The organism is Edaphobacter aggregans DSM 19364 (genome assembly GCF_000745965.1).
In the GTDB taxonomy this organism is placed as follows: domain Bacteria; phylum Acidobacteriota; class Terriglobia; order Terriglobales; family Acidobacteriaceae; genus Edaphobacter; species Edaphobacter aggregans.
Genome location: NZ_JQKI01000029.1, coordinates 1 through 16,644, shown reverse-complemented (window position 1 = coordinate 16,644; position 16,644 = coordinate 1). Strand labels below are relative to the sequence as shown.

Sequence of the window (16,644 nt, the reverse complement as noted above, 5' to 3'; positions counted from 1 at the left end):
TAACTCTATTTGACTTGTGGCTTTTGCGAGTTGGTCACATCAACTGCAGCGCGAAGTCCATGTGCTAGCTTGATGGCATCATCATTGGCCCAGAAGTGCATGAAATAGAGATGAGGCTGCTCAAACAGCATGTGGTTGTGCATGGCTGTCACTTCAATCCCATGGGTCCGCAAAGCCCGAATTACCGGATTTACCTCATGGGCAAGCAGAACAAAATCTCCTGAGATTGCAGCCTTTCCCTGGCCAGTTGGCTGAAAGTTGATCGCCGTGGCAACTCCCATGGCGGGTGGAATCTCCATCTCTCCTTCAGTAATCTTCTCTGCGCGTGGAATCGAGAATTGGAGGATGCCACCGTTGACCTTTCCGCTGTAACCCAGCGCTTGTTCTACCTGGACGGTATTGAGGTCGATAGCAGGAGGCGCAGTTCCAGGGGTCGTGGTTGCAGGCGCAGGAGTCTTCGTCAGAGCAATGGCAGCAGCAAGCGAACGCGCCAACACGACCGGGTCGCCATGCCCTTCGATGTGCATATAAATCACACGCGGGGATTCGCCCAGCAGGTGGTTATGAATGGACGTCTGCTCGATCTTCTCCTGCTGGAGCTTCAACATGACAGGCTCGATCTCGTCCTCGCTTAAAACAAGGTCGCCCATCACCATCGCCTCGCTACCCATCCTCTTGAAGGCCAACCAGGAACCTAGCGCCAGTCCAGGTGCTACCGTCACACCATCCTTCACAACCTTCATGTCCCTGCGCGGCAGTGCGAACTTGTAGACCTCACCCGGCTGGAGTTGTCCAGACCTCCCTAACGCTGCCTCCACAGGCTTCCAGGCTGCGGCCGAATCATCCGGCACCGGTGTAAATGTAGAGCTATAGACAAGCAGGCTTGCCGTCGCGAGCCAAACAATTTTTCCTATCATCATTCCCTCCGTCTCTATGCAATCGAGTGATAGAGCCCCTCGATCAGGCTTATCCCTCGTTCTAATAGTTCGTCATCAGGAAGGCCCTGCTTAGCCCACCCCTTCAGAATCTGGTTGATCGTGATGCCCTCGGTACGGCCGAACTTCTCATCATCGAGGTCGGCATCATGGATAGCTTGGCCGATCAATTGCACCTTCTTGTCCGAAAGACCGAAGCGGGCACAGAGCGTCTCGAACGTGCACTTCTCGCCCTCATGACCAAAGCCGCCAGCCTGATACATGTCGAAGGGCACAGCCTCTGGATGGGCCTTCGGATTACTGTCGAAGATGAAGCCGGCTTTGGCATCAATGAACCGATTAATAAGCCAGGCTGAGGAGACGCGATCAATTCCTGGCCGCGGACGCGTAATCCAGGTGCGATTTTGATATTCCATCTTGGATACCCTTCCTTTCCCAGCACGCACTTCTCTGGGCACTGGATGTTCCGCCTTGTAGAGACTCTCTTCGGCTTGTGCCTTGAGGGAGCTCTCAAAGAAGTCAATCTCGGCGATCTCTTCAAACCTCCGCTTCATTCGTGTCAACTGCGTTGAGAATCCCTGTGCAGAGGGTTTGAGTTTCTTCACATCGCGAATGAGTGCTGCGTAATCAGGTTTGCGCTCCTCGCGGAACCGCTCCTTAAGCACATCGAAGGGGAGGTCATCGATCGTCTGCACCTGAAGCACGGAGGCCTCTCCTTTGAAGCCTCGTATCGCCGTTGCCAGCCATTCGAGCCTCTCCTGATTGACAGGCGTATTCGGTAATACATAGCCGGAGTTACGCAAGGCGAGCGTTCCGTATCTCTGGAGCTTCCTCCATATCCCTACCCTCTCGCTGGTCCTCTTCGAGGGCAAGCTGAAGATCAGCAGCAGCCATAGTGCGCTCTCTTTCAGATTTGTAATACTCATAACACACAAATGTTACGGTAATTTCTCACTATAGGAAAGCGCAGCGCAGGCGATCCAGTACCAAATCCCACACTCGTCAAACTCCCAGCTCCTTAATCTCCTTCGCCAACTTTCTTCGCCCTATCTTCGCTTACAATCAACTCCATGGCCAGCAGCCTGCTTGAGCCACCCCATCCCGCGCCGCGCAAGATCGTCCACGTCGACATGGACGCCTTCTACGCCTCCGTCGAGCAGCGTGACGCCCCCGACCTCCGCGGCCGCCCCGTCGTCGTCGCCTGGAAGGGCAAGCGCTCCGTCGTCTGCGCCGCCTCCTACGAGGCCCGCCAGTACGGCGTCCGCTCCGCCATGCCCGCCGTCACCGCCGAGCGCCTCTGCCCCCAAGCCATCTTCGTCCCGCCCGACTTCACCCGCTACAAAGCCGTCTCCCGCGCCGTCCGCGAGATCTTCCAGCGCCACACCGACCTCATCGAGCCCCTCTCCCTCGACGAGGCCTACCTCGAAGTCACGGTCAACAAGACCGGCCTCCCCACCGCCACCAAGGTCGCCATCGCCATCCGCCAGCAGATCCGCGAAGAGCTCTACCTCACCGCCTCCGCAGGAGTCGCCCCCAACAAGTTCCTCGCCAAGATCGCCTCCGACTGGCGCAAGCCCGACGGCCTCTTCGTCATCCAGCCCGGCGATCTCGCCACCTTCCTCCCGCCCCTCCCGGTAGGCCGCATCCCCGGCGTCGGCAAGGTCACCGAGACGCGCCTCCAACAGCTCGGCATCCGCACCGTAGGAGACCTCCAGACCTTCGACCTCGCCACCCTCGAGCTGCACTTCGGTCGCTACGGCTCCCGCCTCTACGAGCTAGCCCGCGGTATCGATCACAGCCCCGTCACACCCGACCGCCCCACCAAATCCATCTCCGCCGAAGACACCTTCGAGCACGACATCCCGCTCTTCCAGACCGACGACCTCATCCGCCGTCTCGCCGAAAAAGTCTGGACGGCCTCACGCCGCGAGTCCCGCATCGCCCGCACCGTCGTCCTCAAGCTCAAGACCCGCGAGTTCAACATCCACACCCGCAGCCACACCCCACCCACACCACCATCCTCGCTCGAAGAGCTCACCGCTATCGCCCTCGACCTCCGCGACCGCGCAGACCTCGGCCCCAACCGCCTCTTCCGCCTCGTCGGCGTCGGCCTCAGCAACTTTCGTGACATAGAACCCCAGCCGTCTCCCTCTAAGCAGGAGACGCCCGCGCCGCGGCCAAGACTGGAACCCAATTCAGCAAAATACAACGGCGTTTCCCGGTAGTAATCTACCTGTCGTCTCGACGGGGTTCGATGAGATGCGTTGACCTGCTGGACAGATTCATCTGATCGGCGTGCAAAAGCACAGACCGTTACCGTCCGGATCGGTCACCGCAAATTCACGGATGCCCCAGGTTTGATCGACTGGCGCGGTATGAATCGGAGATTCAGGCCGCTGCATCGTGTCCAGACCCCGTGCGCGAAAGGTCGCGTAACGCTCATCCACGTCGTCCACAAAGACGCGATTGACCGAACCGAAGACACCGTCTCCTGTATGGCGAGAGAGCAGCAGCTCGGCTCCGTCTCTACTGAGATGAGCCACTCCGTTGACCTTTTCATGATCTTCTTCGCCGGGCCACTTCCGCTCGAAATCGAGCACTTCAGTGTAAAAACGCACGGACCGCTCCAAATCTCTAGACTTGATCACAGGAACAATCTTCATGACACTCTCCCCGAACGGCACGGCAACAGCATACTGGTTCGGTATACCGATCCGCGATGAGCGTTGTTGATAGCAGGGCAACGCACGCTTTGAACTCCGGTTCTCGGCCTTCGAGAGCGCTTCCCGACGAATCATTCGGACCTTAGCGCCGCGATGGGATCAATGGACAGTGCCTTGCGCGCCGGTACGAAGCACGCCACGCCCGCAACGACTAGCAGAAGCAATGACACGCTGAACACGATGAGTGGATGATTGGTTGTGATTCCCACCCATGTGGAGACGACATGACTCAGGCTGAGGCTCAGTATCAAGCCGACAGCGATACCGGTGCCGACACTCATCCCTGCGGAAGCCGTCGCCACCTTGAGAACATGTCGGCGTGTTGCCCCCAGGGCCATGCGGATCCCGAATTCGTTGCTCCGCTGTGCAACCGAGTAAGAGAGGACGCTGTACAGTCCCACCCCGGAAAGAAAGAGAGCCACAATCGAGAATCCGCCGAATAGAGCAGAGATCAGCCTGCCTCTTGCCCACTCCGGTTCATTCCTGATCCATGTTTCGAGGTCCGCGATGACTCCATAAGTCTGCTGGTCGGGACTTACCTTTGCCAACTGCTTCCGGATGCTGTAGAGAACAGGTGCCGGCGCCTGACGCGTACGGATGAGAATCTGCGTGCCTGTCGGCATGAGCGTGCTGTAAGGGGCAAAGATCGCCGGCCTGACGGGATGATCCGGCCCGTCGTTCACCGAGTCGCCCACGACGCCGATGACCTGCATCCAGTCGTCGGCGCCGGGAGCTGTCAATACATCGGGCGGCCTGCCTTCTAGCGCAGAGACCTTGATGGAGCGTCCCACGATGTCTCCACTCGGGTAGTAGCGTCTGGCAAGTGTCTGATTGACGACCATCAGCGGAGCTCCTTGCGCGACTTCCGCCGCGCTCCAGGTTCGCCCCTGCAATAGAGGCACTTGCAAGGTGCTGAAGTAGCCCGGATCGACAAAATGGACCCTGGCGGTCTGCGCTTCAGGAGAAGCGGAAGGCTTGTCCCGCAACTCAAAGCGTTGCTCCGAACCTGTATGAGGAGGAGTAGCGTTGGTTGAGATGCTGGTGGAGACAACGTCTGGCAACGTGGCAACGCTGGCGCGCAATTGCTCGAAGTAATTTACCCGCGCTTCCCACCTCGTATAGGTGTTGTCCTGCAAAGGAATGCCTACCGAGACAACGTTGTGCGGATTGTAGCCGAGCGGCACGTTCAACAGATGCAGAAAGCCACGGACAGCCGCACCCGCAGCTGTAAGCAGGACAAGTGTGAGCGCAATCTGCGCGGCGACAAGCGCGCTATGTAGGCGCTTGCCGCGCACGCTGCCAACAGTCCTGTTGGTACTCGCCTGCATGACCTGGCCGATATCGGGCTTCGCCATCTGCAAAGCAGGAACCAGCCCGAAGAGTGCAGTGCTCAGTAACGCCAGCCCTGCCGTGAAGATCAACACCGGCACATTGATGCGAATTGCCACATCCGGAGGGAACATGCCGGTCGGCATCCACGCCATCAGCAATCGCAGCAGCCGATAGGCCATCAAGATGCCAAATCCTGTCCCGGTAAACGCTAACAGAAGCGACTCGGTGAGCAACTGGCGCACAATTCTCAAGCTACTGGCACCCACGGCGGATCGCAGAGCAAACTCATGTCTCCGCGCCGCCCCTCTAGCCAACAACAGGATGGAGACATTGCTGCAACCGATCGCCAGGAGCATCGCCACCGCCGCAAACAGCAGATAGAGAGTGCCACCCATGTTGTGCGTGGTCTCGTAGGTCAGCGGGCGGATGTCCACTTTGAATTCTGGAGGGAAACTGTGCGGCTTTTCCCGCGCGAATCGTTCCAGCAGCGGCTGCAGTTCGGCATCGGCGGCGGCGAGGCTTACTCCGGGGCGCAACCTGACAACTACGCCACCGCCCTGTGTCGTCTCCTCGGGCAGATAAACGTCAGCGCCCCAGCCCCAGGTAAAGTGTGGGCGGGTCACGCCAACGATTGTGTACAGCCGGTGATTCAGTTCAAGAGTCTTGCCGATGACGGCGGGGTCGCCGTGGAAGTGACGTTGCCAGAAACGGTAATGCAGCATCACCACCGGCAGCGGCTCCTGTCCCTCGGGGGAGTCGGAAGGACCGAGATTCCGGCCGAGCAAAGGTGGCACACCTAGAGTGACAAACGTTTCGCCTATTCCAAAGAAAGCGATAGCGTTCTCAGGAACGTCATGGCCGGTGACAGTCAGGTGCCGCGAGTTCCAGGTGGCGATGCCGTCGAAGCCGTGCACGTCCCGCAACTCGCGAAACTGCTGCCCCGTGAATCCAGCATCGAAGATATTCCCGCGTGGGTCACTGATGCTGAGATTGGCCAGCCGCGCAACGTCCGCATACGGAAACGGATGGAGAAGCACGCCGTAGATGACGCTAAAGACCGAAACGGTGGCTCCGATGCCCAGCGCCAGGGAGAGGATCGCGGCCAGAGCGAATCCTGGATTCTTGATCAACTGCCGGAGGGCGTAACGAATGTCCGCTCCAATACTGCCGATCATAAGGGCTGCATCTGCGGCGGCGACACGTTCCTTCGTCACTATGCGGTTGCCAAAGCGCACCAGGGCATCGCGCCGGGCCTCCTCAGGCGACATGCCGGCAACGATGTTGTCTTCAGTGCGCAGTGCGATGTGGGTTTGAAGTTCAGCATCGATCTCGCGGTCAACGCGTGAGCGATGCAATAGATTGGCCATGCGGCGGAAAATGGACATCGCAAACCTCTCACGTATAGCGCAACATGGTGCGCACGCCTTTCACCAGTTGTTCGAAGCTCTGCTCGGCCCGCTGTAACTGGTGCCGGCCCTGAGGCGTCAGCTTGTAGTATTTGGCTTTGCGATTAGTCTCAGTGTGCCCCCATTGTGACGCAATCCATCCACTTTGCTCCATGCGATGCAGGGCCGGATAAAGCGACCCTTCTTCCACGCGCAAAAGCTCCTCGGAGGCGCGCTGGATGTGGAGCACAATCCCGTATCCATGCAGCGCACCCATTTGTGCAAGAGTCTTCAGAACCAGGAGATCCAGCGTTCCCTGCAGATCATTCTTCGCCATGTTTCTACCCCTAGACATCTGTGCATTTCCGCAGATTAGCCCTAGATGTCTAGGGGCGTCAATCCCGTAGAGCACCGATTTCGGGCAAGATCACTTCTGGCGGCAGCCCCAGGTCGATGAGCGCGAAATCGCCAAATCACTCGCGACCGCTCTAGCTGCATCGAAGGAACTCCCACCTTCGGGGTCGTTCTACCTTTTCTTTGGTGTGCCATTTGACCGAGTTTTGATCCAGGGGTACAAACCAGGCTTTCCGTCCACCGCAATCGTCAAAGGCTTTCCTTGATAAGGAAATGGAATGACTGCGATATCAGTCCCCGCAACATAAAGGCCAATCTCAAAGTTCCATGGACGCTTTTTAATCTTGGTAGCGCCGCCAGACTCAACCGTATAAAGATTTCCTGCACCGTCGATTGCCATCCCAATAGGAAATGCGGTCGCAGGGATATATACCTCACAACTCAGCTGAGTACACCCGGGTGGCACCTTCACCACGGAAGTGTACTGCATGTCGAAGTAGTACATATTTTCCGATACGTCTACCAACACGCTCAGTGGAGGAGTCAGCCCGCTCTCCAATGTACTCAATGAAGCAGGCGCAAACCCCACGAGCGGCGCTCGCCCTGTTCCGTAAATGTAGCTAGTGGCAATCGCCCCTCCGTAGCGATCAGTCAGCACCACAGCGCCACGCCGCATACCCTGAGATCGCGGCGAAAAACTTCACGTCCACCGTGCAGATATCACCAACGCTGTAGACATGAGAGGTCCCGTTTGTCGTGCAGGTTCCCGTACCGGCGTCTGTAAAATAAAATCCAACCCCGCAGTTCCTTGCATCAGCACGAGGGGAGCACCGATCGTCCCGGCCGTATCGAACATGAAGGTAAGCGTCTGTACAGGGCCACTCGCTCCCACCGCGACCGTATAGAAGTTCACTCCCATGGTCTGCAGTTTCAATACTCGACCGTTGCCTTCTGCGACGAACACGTTCCGATTTGCATCCACCGCCACGCCTGTGGGGTCATTAAGGACAGTGCCAATAGCCTGTTTCGTGTAATTAAAAAAACCGTGGGGATAGCCTGGCGTGTACGTGTACAAAACATTGTCGCCGCTATCCGCACCATCAGGAGATGATGTTTTCTCGTACGTGATCGATACCTCAATCCACGCCCGGGAGTCAGGGTCGGGAAGCAGCGACTAAAAGATCATCCGTTCATAGAAAAACACTTTACTTTCCGGAAGCTCCTCAAGAGAATACGTTTGCATCCAAATCTCCCCAACCTTACCCATGTCTGCACTTATGGGTTTACTTCTGCCACCTCTGGTCAAAAAGGACCCTGTGAAACTGCGAATTCTTCTTGTCGTCTGCCTACTGCCGCTTTTCGCCGCCTCCCTGCTGGCACAAAGCCAGCAACCTATCTTTCCTACGCTGGGGACATATAACTCGCTGCCCGTCTATGCCGGCGTAGTTGGAGACTTCAACGGCGACGGGCTTCCCGACTTCGCCTACTACAGACTCTCCGCACCGCAAGGTCCAATCGACCTGGTCACTCTGTTGAATCAGGGCGGCGACAATGATCCCGTCGTTGTCTCCACGCCGTTCAACTGCAACGGCGCTACCAGTTTTTCGCTGACAACCGCCGACATGAATAAGGACGGGAAGCTCGACCTCGTCCAGACCTGCAACGGCTACGTTGTAGTCGTCCTCGGAAATGGTGACGGCAGTTTTCAAATCCCTTCGAACACCGCTTATTACTCCGTATCCGGAGCCACCCTGTCTGCCGTCGTCCCACCAGTTGACCTCAACGGCGACGGATACCCCGACGTTGTTGCCAACGCAAATGCAACCGTCGGCGGCGCCTCGTCCGTCGCGGTCTTCCTGAACCAGGGCAGTCCGTCCCCCCGGTGCGTTTCTCAATCCTCAGACCTACGCCTTCCCGAATAGCCAGAACGGTGTGATCTCCGGTTTGGGCGACTTCAACGGCGACGGTAAACAGGATGTCATCGTCAGCCCGAGCTCCGGCCCCTTGGCGATCTACTTTGGCAAGGGCGATGGAACCCTTCAATCGGCTCAAGCTCAAACACAGAGCTGTCCCAGCTCCACCGGGTATACCGCTATCGGAGACTTTAACAACGACGGTGATGCTGATATCGCCTGTAGCTCAGCGCAATCCCTGCAGACCTTCCTTGGCAGCACCGGCGGTTCGTTGACCAGCGGACCAACCACCTCGCTAGCGCCATTTGGATATGCCGAAATGGTAGTCATCGGAAAAAACGGCGACAACAATCTTGACCTGGCGATGCACGGTACAACAATTCTGCTCGGCGATGGCCAGGGTGGATTCACCGTTGGTCAAGGCTACGCCGTCCCGGGAACCACCTACCCGTTGCCGCCAGATAGCAACGGTAGAGTAGATCTCCTCATTTACCCGAGCGACGGCAGCTTGACTCGTCTGGTGAGTAACGGCGACGGAACGTTCCAGGCACCTCCACACATCTTTACCCCCGCAGGGTTCGTGACTGCAGATGTCAATAACGATGGTCTCACCGACACTCTTTGGATCGAAAACGATGCTTACACTGGCAATCCTCCGTACGACCTCGGCAACCTGAAGACTGGCCTCGGGCGCGGTAACGGAACCTTCACATATCGAATTCGATCCTTGCGCCTCTCAATGGAATCGTGGTTCCCGGAGACATCAATGGCGATGGCAAGGTCGACGTCGTCGCTCTTCGCCGCGCCAATGAAGCTGACGCAGGGTCTCCAGCAGTGGCAACCCAACTGTTTTCCTACCTCGGGAATGGAGACGGAACGTTTCAGCCGAAGGCCTCGGCCGTTAGCTTGCCGGCCCACGGAGCAACCAACGCTGTACTTGGCGACTTTAATGGTGATGGAAAGCTCGATGTTGTGTTCGGGTACTTCGGTTCGGTTTCAATCACTAGCGGCTTAGTCTTCGTTCCCGGCAACGGAGACGGCACCTTCGGCACTCCCGTTCCTTTTTCACAAACGAATTCGTCGACACCAGGTGAACCTTTGTTCGCCGCCGACCTCAGCAACGACGGAAAGCTGGACCTTATCTGGAACGGATCCGTCTATCTCGGCAACGGAGACGGCACCTTTCGCCAGATACCTCTAGGAATTGCCTGCCCCACTCTGCCACAGGCTGTCGGGGACCTGAATGGAGACGGCAAACTGGACATCGTCGCGGGTTCGAAGGTATACGCCGGCAACGGTGATGGTTCCTTCCAGACGACACCGCTCTTCACCTATTCGGGTGGGAACCTACCCGTCTTCATCGGGGATGTTAACGGTGATGGAAATCCTGATCTACTGACAGGCCTGCCGCCGGTATACCCGAAGAACGAACTCGGCAACTACCAACTCACCGTTTTTCTGGGCACAGGGAACGGCAACTTCGTTCAGGACAGCAACGCCTATATCTACCCGACAGGTTTCCCTGGGATCCCTGGGGTAGCGGCAGGCGGCGCCATCGCACGACTGAACAGCAAGGCCCCCGCACCGCCGAACGACAAGACTCTGGACTTCATCGCGCCCACGTACTTCGGCGCAACATCTCTACTCAACCGGCTCAACCCCGCACCAGGCGCCGCCCAGCCTGTACCCTCGCGTACACAGCTGGCAGCATCCGCGACCAATCTGGTCACCAACCAGGATCTGACCCTCACCGTGACAGTAACCGGCATCGCTCCCACCGGGAACGTCACCTTCCGCTCACCTGGTGGCGAAGGGGTGGCAGCGCTCGTATTTGAGGTGCCTATAACAAACGGCATCGCTTCCATTACAACCGGGCGGCCCGCAGGTACCTATAGCTTTACCGCGAGCTACTCCGGCGACACCAATAACAACGCCAGCACCTCCAACACTGTCACCGTCACAGTTACGCCGGCTCCCACCACAACCGCACTCTCAGCCTCGTCCTCCAACGTTAACCAGGGCCAGCTGATCACCTATACCGCAACCGTCACGGCGAGGTACCCCCCCCACGGGAACCGTAACCTTTACCTCGGGCACCACTACACTCGGCAAGAGCGACCTCACCTACAGTTCTCCGCAATACCTTTCGGTCGGTGTGGCATCGCTTCCAGTCTTCGCCACCACAGCAGGAACCTACAGCGTGACGGCCAGCTACTCAGGCGACGCCAACAACCAGCCCAGCACCTCGAGCGCGGTGTCGATCACCGTCGTCGCGTCCGACTTCACTCTGACCTCCAACTCTGGCTCGGCGACCGTAAAGGCAGGACAGACGGCGAGCTTCTCCATCAGCATGACCTCTGTCGGCGGCTATAGCGGAACCGTGAAGCTCTCCTGCGGCAGCCTTCCCGCGGAGGCAATCTGCACCTTCTCGCCCGCCACGCTCACCGGATCGGGAACCTCGGCAAACAGCACCCTCACCATCACCACCACGGCGCCTACAGCGATGCTGGAGCGCCCGGGTTCATCCTCCGCTCGTATCGCAGTGTGGGCGGTTCTGCTGGGGCTTTGCCTCTCGCCACGGCGCGTCCTGCGATCGAGAAAGAATCTCGCTCGTATCATGACTGCTCTTCTGCTCACTATGGGAAGCCTGGTCTACCTGACTGGATGCGGCGGCTCCTCCACTCCAAAGGACGCAGGAACCCCAACCGGAACCCAGACAATATCGGTGACCGGAGCCGACTCAGGATCCGGCCCCTCGCACAACCTCAACCTCCAGCTCATCGTTCAGTAAGACAGGACGACCAAGCCACACAAACACAGAAGCCTCGGGTCACTCCCGAGGCTTCTGTCGTTTTTCAGGAATCTCGAGCCGCATTCGCACCAATGTCAGGTCTTGAAGGAACGAGCCCGGTTACCGCATAGGTCGAACTGAGCAAAGGCCAGAAAGCTGATGTCAATCCCCTCCATTCGTGGAAATTCCATACAATCTACACAAAACAGGCAATTTATCTTCAAAATCAAAGTTGCCGATGAATTACCGTCCGCTCGCTAAAATAGAAATAGATGGAAGGTAAGGAAAATCCCTCCATAGCAAGGCATCCAAACCAAAGTACCAACCTAAACTATCTGTTTCGAAGACTTTGCACACTTTTGAGGGGGAGGAGGGTAGTCACCGGTGCTGACCGAATCGAACATCCTGGACGCCCTGCGCGACTGCTTCGACCCCGCGCTCCCCTGCAACATCGTCGACCTCGGCCTCGTCCGCTCTGTGTCAGTTGCACACGACCCCGAAGCCCCCGGCGCCGGAGTCCCCGGAGTCCCCCAGAAACACCTCATCCAGATCGGGCTCGCCCTGACCAACCCCACCGAGGAGGCCGCTGCACAGCTCACCGCGCAGATCCTGAACCGCCTCGCCGGACTCGAGGAGGCCGGCGAAACCACCATCACCCTCGTCGACCATCCCGCCTGGACCCCGGTCGAAATCACCCCAGCTGGCCGCCGCATCCTCGGTCTCGACGGCAACCCCAACCTGATCCAGATCCGCTAACCTTATGTCAAAGAGCCGTCATTTCGACCGGAGTGGCTCACGAAGTGAGACGCGCAGTGGAGAAACCCGCTTCTCTACCAAAGCCGCCTCCCAGTCCACTCCCATCCGCCCCCGCGACCTCCTCCGTCCCACCACCCACCCCATCCACCCCTTCGACCAGATCCACTCCACCGACACCAGCGGCCTCGTCCCCGCCCGCGACCTCGCCACCGGACACCCCAACGACGAGCACGTCACCGCCTACTACGGCGTAGCCCCCTCCATCCTCCGCTCGCTCGTAGAGCAATGGATCGCCACCGCCCCCTTGCACCACATCACCGACTACACTTTCCTCGATATCGGAGCCGGCAAAGGCCGCGCCGTCCTGCTCGCCAGCGAGTTCCCCTTCCGTCAGATCATCGGCGTCGAGCTCAACCCCGCCATGGCCGCCATCGCTCAGAGCAACGCCGACATCTGGCACCGCGCCCACGCCTCCGACCCCACCGCCTCCGCGACCGCCCCCATCCGGATCCTCCAGGACGACGCTCTCAACATCGACCTCCCCCCCACTCCCACCCTGGTCTTCCTCTTCCACCCCTTCGAGGACCCCGTTCTCAAAGCGCTTCTCCGCCGAATCGAGACCGCCTTCGCCGAGCACCCCGGCACCCTCGACCTCCTTTACGTCAACGCCGAGCACGGCGCCACGCTCGATCGCCACCCCGCCTTCTCCCTCCTCTGGCAGGGTCAGATCCCCATGAGCCCCGAGGATCACGCCGCCGATCTCGAAGCCATCGCCCAGCAGCAGGAGTACGGCTCAACCGGCGACGAACTCTGCGCTGTCTACCGCTACGCCGGCCGCGGCCGAAAGCGCTAACCCTAGCCCACACAGCAACCTGCGCTCCATCGCCGCGTACCGCGCTGCACCCAAAGTTGTATTACTGCCAGGTTGCTCCACTCCTACAATCGCGGCTATGAGCATGCGCAGATTGTTCCTCCTCCCCGCCCTTCTGCTCGCTGTCTCGCTTCCCTCCGTCGCTGCAACACCCGGCGTCGGTCAGCGCGCCCCCGACTTCACCCTCACAACCCTGGATGGCACTCCCGTCTCCCTCAGCTCCTACACGAGCAAGGGCCGCGTCGTCCTCATCCTGCTTCGCGGATATCCCGGTTATCAGTGCCCGTTCTCGCAGCAGCAGTTCCAGAGCTACCAGCAGGCCGCCGCACAGTTCTCCGCCCTCGGAACCCAGGTCATCTTCATCTACCCCGGGGCCGGCAGCAAGAACCTCGCTGACGACGCTGCCCAGCTTCTCGGCAACCAGCCCCTGCCGGCGAACATGCACCTCGTGCTCGACCCGGACTACGTCTTCACCAATCAGTACAGCCTGCGCTGGGACGACCCCAACCAGACCGTCTACCCCAGCACCTTCCTGATCGCACAGAACGGCATCATCTTCTACGCTCACACCGGCCGCTCCTCAAGCGATCTCACCCCGCCCTCCGACGCGCTCGTCGTCCTGAACGCCAACACCAACGCAGTCAAGAACTGACCCCAGAGCAGCGCAAAAAAGAACCTGTAGCATGCCAGCGTCGGCATACTGCAGGTTCTCTTTTTGACTTCAATCCGAGCCATTTGGCATCGGAGGGTAAGACTAGGCGACGACGTCGATGCCCATCGAGCGCGCTGTGCCGCGAATGGTCTTCGCAGCGGCCTCGACCGTGGCAGCGTTCATGTCCGGCATCTTCTGCTTGGCGATCTCGAGGATCTGCTTCTCGGTGACCTTGCCCTTCTTCTCCTTGTTCGGAGTGCCCGAGCCCTTCTCGATGCCGGCCGCCTTCAGCAGAAGCACTGGCGCCGGAGGAGTCTTGGTGACGAAGCTGAAGGTGCGGTCGGCGTACACCGAGATCACGACCGGAACCGTGAGGCCCGCCAGCGCCGGGTCCTTGCTCGTGCGCTCGTTGAACTGCTTGCAGAACTCCATGATGTTGACCTGCGCCTGACCGAGCGCGGGACCGACCGGCGGTGCCGGTGTCGCCTTGCCCGCCATAATCTGCAGCTTGACGTATCCAGTGATCTTCTTCGGTGCCATTCGGGTAAATCCTCTTTACGCTTCCTGCGGCGGCCTCACGGCCAGCGCGCATATTTTGATGTTTACAAACTCAACTGTTCTCAGGACGCGCCATCGCGCTGCCCCAAAGCCTATTCGGTAACCTTGTCCACCTTCGAGAACTCGATCTCGACCGGGGTGGAGCGACCGAAGATGCTGACCATCACCTTCAGGGTCTGCTTGTCCTCGTTGATCTCGTCCACCGCGCCCGTGAAGTTCGCAAACGGACCCTCGTTGATGCGAACCTGCTCGCCCTTGTCGAACTTGATCTTGAGCGTCGGCTTGTCCTTCGAGACATCGGAGCGGAACAGGATCGAGCTGACCTCCTGCTCGGAGAGCGCGACCGGGTTGTCGCCGGTGCCCAGGAAGCCCGTCACCCGTGGCGTGTTCTTGATCACGTGCCACAGGTCGTTGTCGAGATCCATCTCGATCAGCACATAGCCCGGAAGGAAGACGCGCTCGATGGTGTACTTCTTGCCGTTGCGCAGCTCCGTCACCGGCTCGGTCGGAATCATGATCCGGCCGATCTTGTTCTGCAGGCCGAACGCAGCGATGCGGCTCTCCAGCGACTCGCGCACCTTGCGCTCGAAGCCCGAGTAGGCATGGATGATGTACCACTTGAAGTTCTCGTTGACCGGCGGAGCAAGCTGTTCGGTCGGCTGCTCGGAGCCCGCCTCACCGCCTGCGTTCAACGCTTCGGGATTCTGCTCTTCCGGGTTATGCTGCTCTTCCGCCATGGTTGTGCCTTCTTTGCGCATCGTCTGGTTCTCGTCTCTGCCGCCGAACTACTGATTTCCCGCGAGGCGCAAAACAGACTCGACGCCGCGTCCAATGATGTTGTCCACCAGCCAGAAGTACGCGGCGAAGATGAAGACCGTCACGATCACTACGGTCGTCGTCGACTGAACCTCAGCACGCGATGGCGACACCACCTTGCGCATCTCGCTGCGCACGTCCTTCAGAAAGCTTCTGGTGCGCTCCGGCAGCGACTTGATCTGCTGGACTCCAGTGCTGGTTTGTTCCGCTACCGCTACCGTCTTGGCCATAACGCTGCCTCTAATCTTCCTGCTGCTGACTTGGTCTCAACTGCCGCCTGCGGGTGAGGCAGGATGGCGGGGGAGCTCGGATTCGAACCGAGAAGTTCGGTTTTGGAGACCGACAGTTTAACCGTTGAGCTTACTCCCCCGTTTGCGATTAGCTCTTCAAGCTAACGGCTAACGACGGCTTACTTCGTCTCTTTGTGAGCCGTGTGCTTGCGGCAGGTGTTGCAGAACTTTGAGAACTCCAGACGGCCGGTGGTCGTCTTCTTGTTCTTCGTGGTCGAGTAGTTCCGATTCTTGCACTCCGGGCATTGGAGGGTGATGATCTCGCGCATTTTGTCTTCTTCTCCTTCTAACGTGGCCAGCCACCTCGGCTGGCAAGCAGCTTGTCCTTGTGAGGGAGGCTTAAACCCCACCCACCTGACACGCCGCGACGCAGGGGTAAGGTCCCTGCAACCTGGATCCTGAGTTGTAATCCGGAAGAGAGGAGCGGTCAGGCCACGCTCGTCCTTGTCTATTATCCACGAAATTCGGGGATAAAGAAAGCTCCGTACGGTGAAAATCAGCGGCGACCCGGAAGGCCGCCGCTGATCAGGAAATAGTTGAGATCAGGGTTACTTGATAATCTCGGAGATGGTTCCTGCGCCGACGGTCCTGCCGCCCTCGCGGATGGCGAAGCGCAGGCCCTTCTCCATGGCCACCGGGGTGTGCAGCGTGATCTCCAGCGCGATGTTGTCGCCCGGCATCACCATCTCGGTGCCCTCAGGAAGCTTCGCCGAGCCCGTCACGTCCGTCGTGCGGAAGTAGAACTGCGGACGGTAGCCATTGAAGAACGGTGTGTGACGCCCGCCCTCTTCCTTCGACAGAACGTAGACCTCGCCCTTGAACTGCGTGTGCGGGGTGATCGAGCCGGTCTTGGCCAGAACCATGCCGCGCTCCACGTCCTCCTTCGCAATGCCGCGAAGCAGAAGACCGGCGTTGTCGCCCGCCAGACCCTCGTCCAGCTGCTTCTTGAACATCTCGACGCCCGTCACCACGGTCTTGCGCGTCTCGCGGAAGCCCACGATCTCGGCTTCCTCGCCAACCTTCACCTTGCCGCGCTCGATACGGCCGGTGACTACGGTGCCGCGGCCCGAGATCGAGAAGATGTCTTCGATCGGCATCAGGAACGGAAGGTCGACCATGCGGTCCGGCTGCGGAACGTTCTTGTCGACAGCGTCCATCAGCTCGTCGATCTTGGCCTCCCACTGCGCCTCGCCGTTCAGAGCGCCCAGCGCCGAACCGCGGACCACGGGAACGTCGTCGCCCGGGAAGTCGTACTTCGACAGAAGCTC

At 59.1% G+C, this 16,644-nt stretch carries 17 protein-coding genes, 1 tRNA gene and 3 pseudogenes; 9 read left to right on the top strand and 12 right to left on the bottom strand.

Annotation, left to right across the window (positions count from 1 at the left end; genetic code table 11):
• Positions 1 to 5: 5 nt before the first annotated feature.
• Together Q363_RS14120 and Q363_RS14115 are read right to left on the bottom strand one after the other, a co-directional pair.
• The gene (locus Q363_RS14120; RefSeq protein WP_245632219.1) at positions 6 to 920 is read right to left on the bottom strand and encodes a DUF1259 domain-containing protein; all 915 of its coding nucleotides are present in this window, start codon (positions 918 to 920) and stop codon (positions 6 to 8) included.
• 11 nt (positions 921 to 931) lie between these two features.
• Complete coding sequence (locus tag Q363_RS14115) at positions 932 to 1,861, bottom strand: chromate resistance protein ChrB domain-containing protein (protein WP_035351215.1); 930 nt, start codon at positions 1,859 to 1,861, stop codon at positions 932 to 934.
• 144 nt (positions 1,862 to 2,005) lie between these two features.
• On the opposite strand from Q363_RS14115, the gene dinB reads away from it, so the two are divergent.
• The gene (dinB, locus tag Q363_RS14110) at positions 2,006 to 3,160 is read left to right on the top strand and encodes a DNA polymerase IV (protein WP_084080357.1); all 1,155 of its coding nucleotides are present in this window, start codon (positions 2,006 to 2,008) and stop codon (positions 3,158 to 3,160) included.
• Between the two features lie 57 nt (positions 3,161 to 3,217).
• Here dinB and Q363_RS36085 read toward each other — a convergent pair whose 3' ends face one another.
• The 4 genes from Q363_RS36085 to Q363_RS14090 form a co-directional block, all read right to left on the bottom strand.
• Positions 3,218 to 3,733 carry a bleomycin resistance protein gene (locus Q363_RS36085; RefSeq protein WP_051978762.1) on the bottom strand — a complete coding sequence of 172 codons (516 nt, stop codon included), beginning with the start codon at positions 3,731 to 3,733 and terminating at the stop codon, positions 3,218 to 3,220.
• Complete coding sequence (locus Q363_RS14100; RefSeq protein WP_051978761.1) at positions 3,730 to 6,375, bottom strand: ABC transporter permease; 2,646 nt, start codon at positions 6,373 to 6,375, stop codon at positions 3,730 to 3,732. Before Q363_RS14100 ends, Q363_RS36085 begins: the two co-directional genes overlap by 4 nt.
• Before the next feature lie 10 nt (positions 6,376 to 6,385).
• Positions 6,386 to 6,712 (bottom strand): PadR family transcriptional regulator, encoded by a 327-nt coding sequence (locus Q363_RS14095; protein ID WP_035351212.1) that lies wholly within the window; start codon positions 6,710 to 6,712, stop codon positions 6,386 to 6,388.
• A 189-nt stretch (positions 6,713 to 6,901) separates the two neighbouring features.
• Positions 6,902 to 7,390, bottom strand: a complete 489-nt coding sequence (locus Q363_RS14090; protein WP_211256186.1) for an NHL repeat-containing protein — start codon at positions 7,388 to 7,390, stop codon at positions 6,902 to 6,904.
• A 655-nt stretch (positions 7,391 to 8,045) separates the two neighbouring features.
• Here Q363_RS14090 and Q363_RS14080 point away from each other — a divergent pair.
• The 8 genes and pseudogenes from Q363_RS14080 (at position 8,046) to Q363_RS14050 (ending at position 13,712) form a co-directional block, all read left to right on the top strand.
• Positions 8,046 to 8,651 carry an FG-GAP repeat domain-containing protein gene (locus Q363_RS14080; RefSeq protein ID WP_169746989.1) on the top strand — a complete coding sequence of 202 codons (606 nt, stop codon included), beginning with the start codon at positions 8,046 to 8,048 and terminating at the stop codon, positions 8,649 to 8,651.
• 10 nt (positions 8,652 to 8,661) lie between these two features.
• Positions 8,662 to 9,252: pseudogene (locus tag Q363_RS46225) on the top strand (FG-GAP repeat domain-containing protein); the annotation flags it as partial.
• Between the two features lie 137 nt (positions 9,253 to 9,389).
• A pseudogene (locus Q363_RS14070) lies at positions 9,390 to 10,598 on the top strand (FG-GAP-like repeat-containing protein); the annotation flags it as partial.
• 79 nt (positions 10,599 to 10,677) lie between these two features.
• Positions 10,678 to 10,851, top strand: a pseudogene (locus Q363_RS46220) (hypothetical protein); the annotation flags it as partial.
• 141 nt (positions 10,852 to 10,992) lie between these two features.
• A complete protein-coding gene (locus Q363_RS42030) occupies positions 10,993 to 11,433 on the top strand; it encodes a hypothetical protein (protein ID WP_035351194.1) in 441 nt (146 codons plus the stop codon).
• 384 nt (positions 11,434 to 11,817) lie between these two features.
• Positions 11,818 to 12,189, top strand: a complete 372-nt coding sequence (locus tag Q363_RS14060; protein ID WP_035351192.1) for a metal-sulfur cluster assembly factor — start codon at positions 11,818 to 11,820, stop codon at positions 12,187 to 12,189.
• Between the two features lie 4 nt (positions 12,190 to 12,193).
• Positions 12,194 to 13,042 carry a class I SAM-dependent methyltransferase gene (locus tag Q363_RS14055; protein ID WP_245632218.1) on the top strand — a complete coding sequence of 283 codons (849 nt, stop codon included), beginning with the start codon at positions 12,194 to 12,196 and terminating at the stop codon, positions 13,040 to 13,042.
• Positions 13,043 to 13,145: 103 nt separating this feature from the next.
• Positions 13,146 to 13,712: a redoxin domain-containing protein gene (locus Q363_RS14050; protein ID WP_169746988.1), complete on the top strand. Its 567-nt coding sequence runs from the start codon at positions 13,146 to 13,148 to the stop codon at positions 13,710 to 13,712.
• A 102-nt stretch (positions 13,713 to 13,814) separates the two neighbouring features.
• Here Q363_RS14050 and rplK read toward each other — a convergent pair whose 3' ends face one another.
• The 6 genes from rplK to Q363_RS14020 all read right to left on the bottom strand — a co-directional run.
• On the bottom strand, positions 13,815 to 14,252 hold the full coding sequence (gene rplK, locus Q363_RS14045; RefSeq protein WP_035351191.1) for a 50S ribosomal protein L11: 438 nt from the start codon (positions 14,250 to 14,252) through the stop codon (positions 13,815 to 13,817).
• A gap of 110 nt (positions 14,253 to 14,362) precedes the next feature.
• On the bottom strand, positions 14,363 to 15,028 hold the full coding sequence (gene nusG / locus Q363_RS14040) for a transcription termination/antitermination protein NusG (RefSeq protein ID WP_157466863.1): 666 nt from the start codon (positions 15,026 to 15,028) through the stop codon (positions 14,363 to 14,365).
• A gap of 27 nt (positions 15,029 to 15,055) precedes the next feature.
• Positions 15,056 to 15,316, bottom strand: coding sequence for a preprotein translocase subunit SecE (secE, locus tag Q363_RS14035; protein ID WP_035351189.1), 261 nt, complete (start codon positions 15,314 to 15,316; stop codon positions 15,056 to 15,058).
• A gap of 64 nt (positions 15,317 to 15,380) precedes the next feature.
• Positions 15,381 to 15,456: transfer RNA gene (locus Q363_RS14030), tRNA-Trp, on the bottom strand.
• A gap of 39 nt (positions 15,457 to 15,495) precedes the next feature.
• The gene (rpmG, locus tag Q363_RS14025) at positions 15,496 to 15,645 is read right to left on the bottom strand and encodes a 50S ribosomal protein L33 (protein ID WP_022844519.1); all 150 of its coding nucleotides are present in this window, start codon (positions 15,643 to 15,645) and stop codon (positions 15,496 to 15,498) included.
• Positions 15,646 to 15,924: 279 nt separating this feature from the next.
• Positions 15,925 to 16,644: EF-Tu C-terminal domain-related protein (locus Q363_RS14020; RefSeq protein ID WP_035351184.1), on the bottom strand; the 720-nt coding region annotated here is incomplete at its 5' end.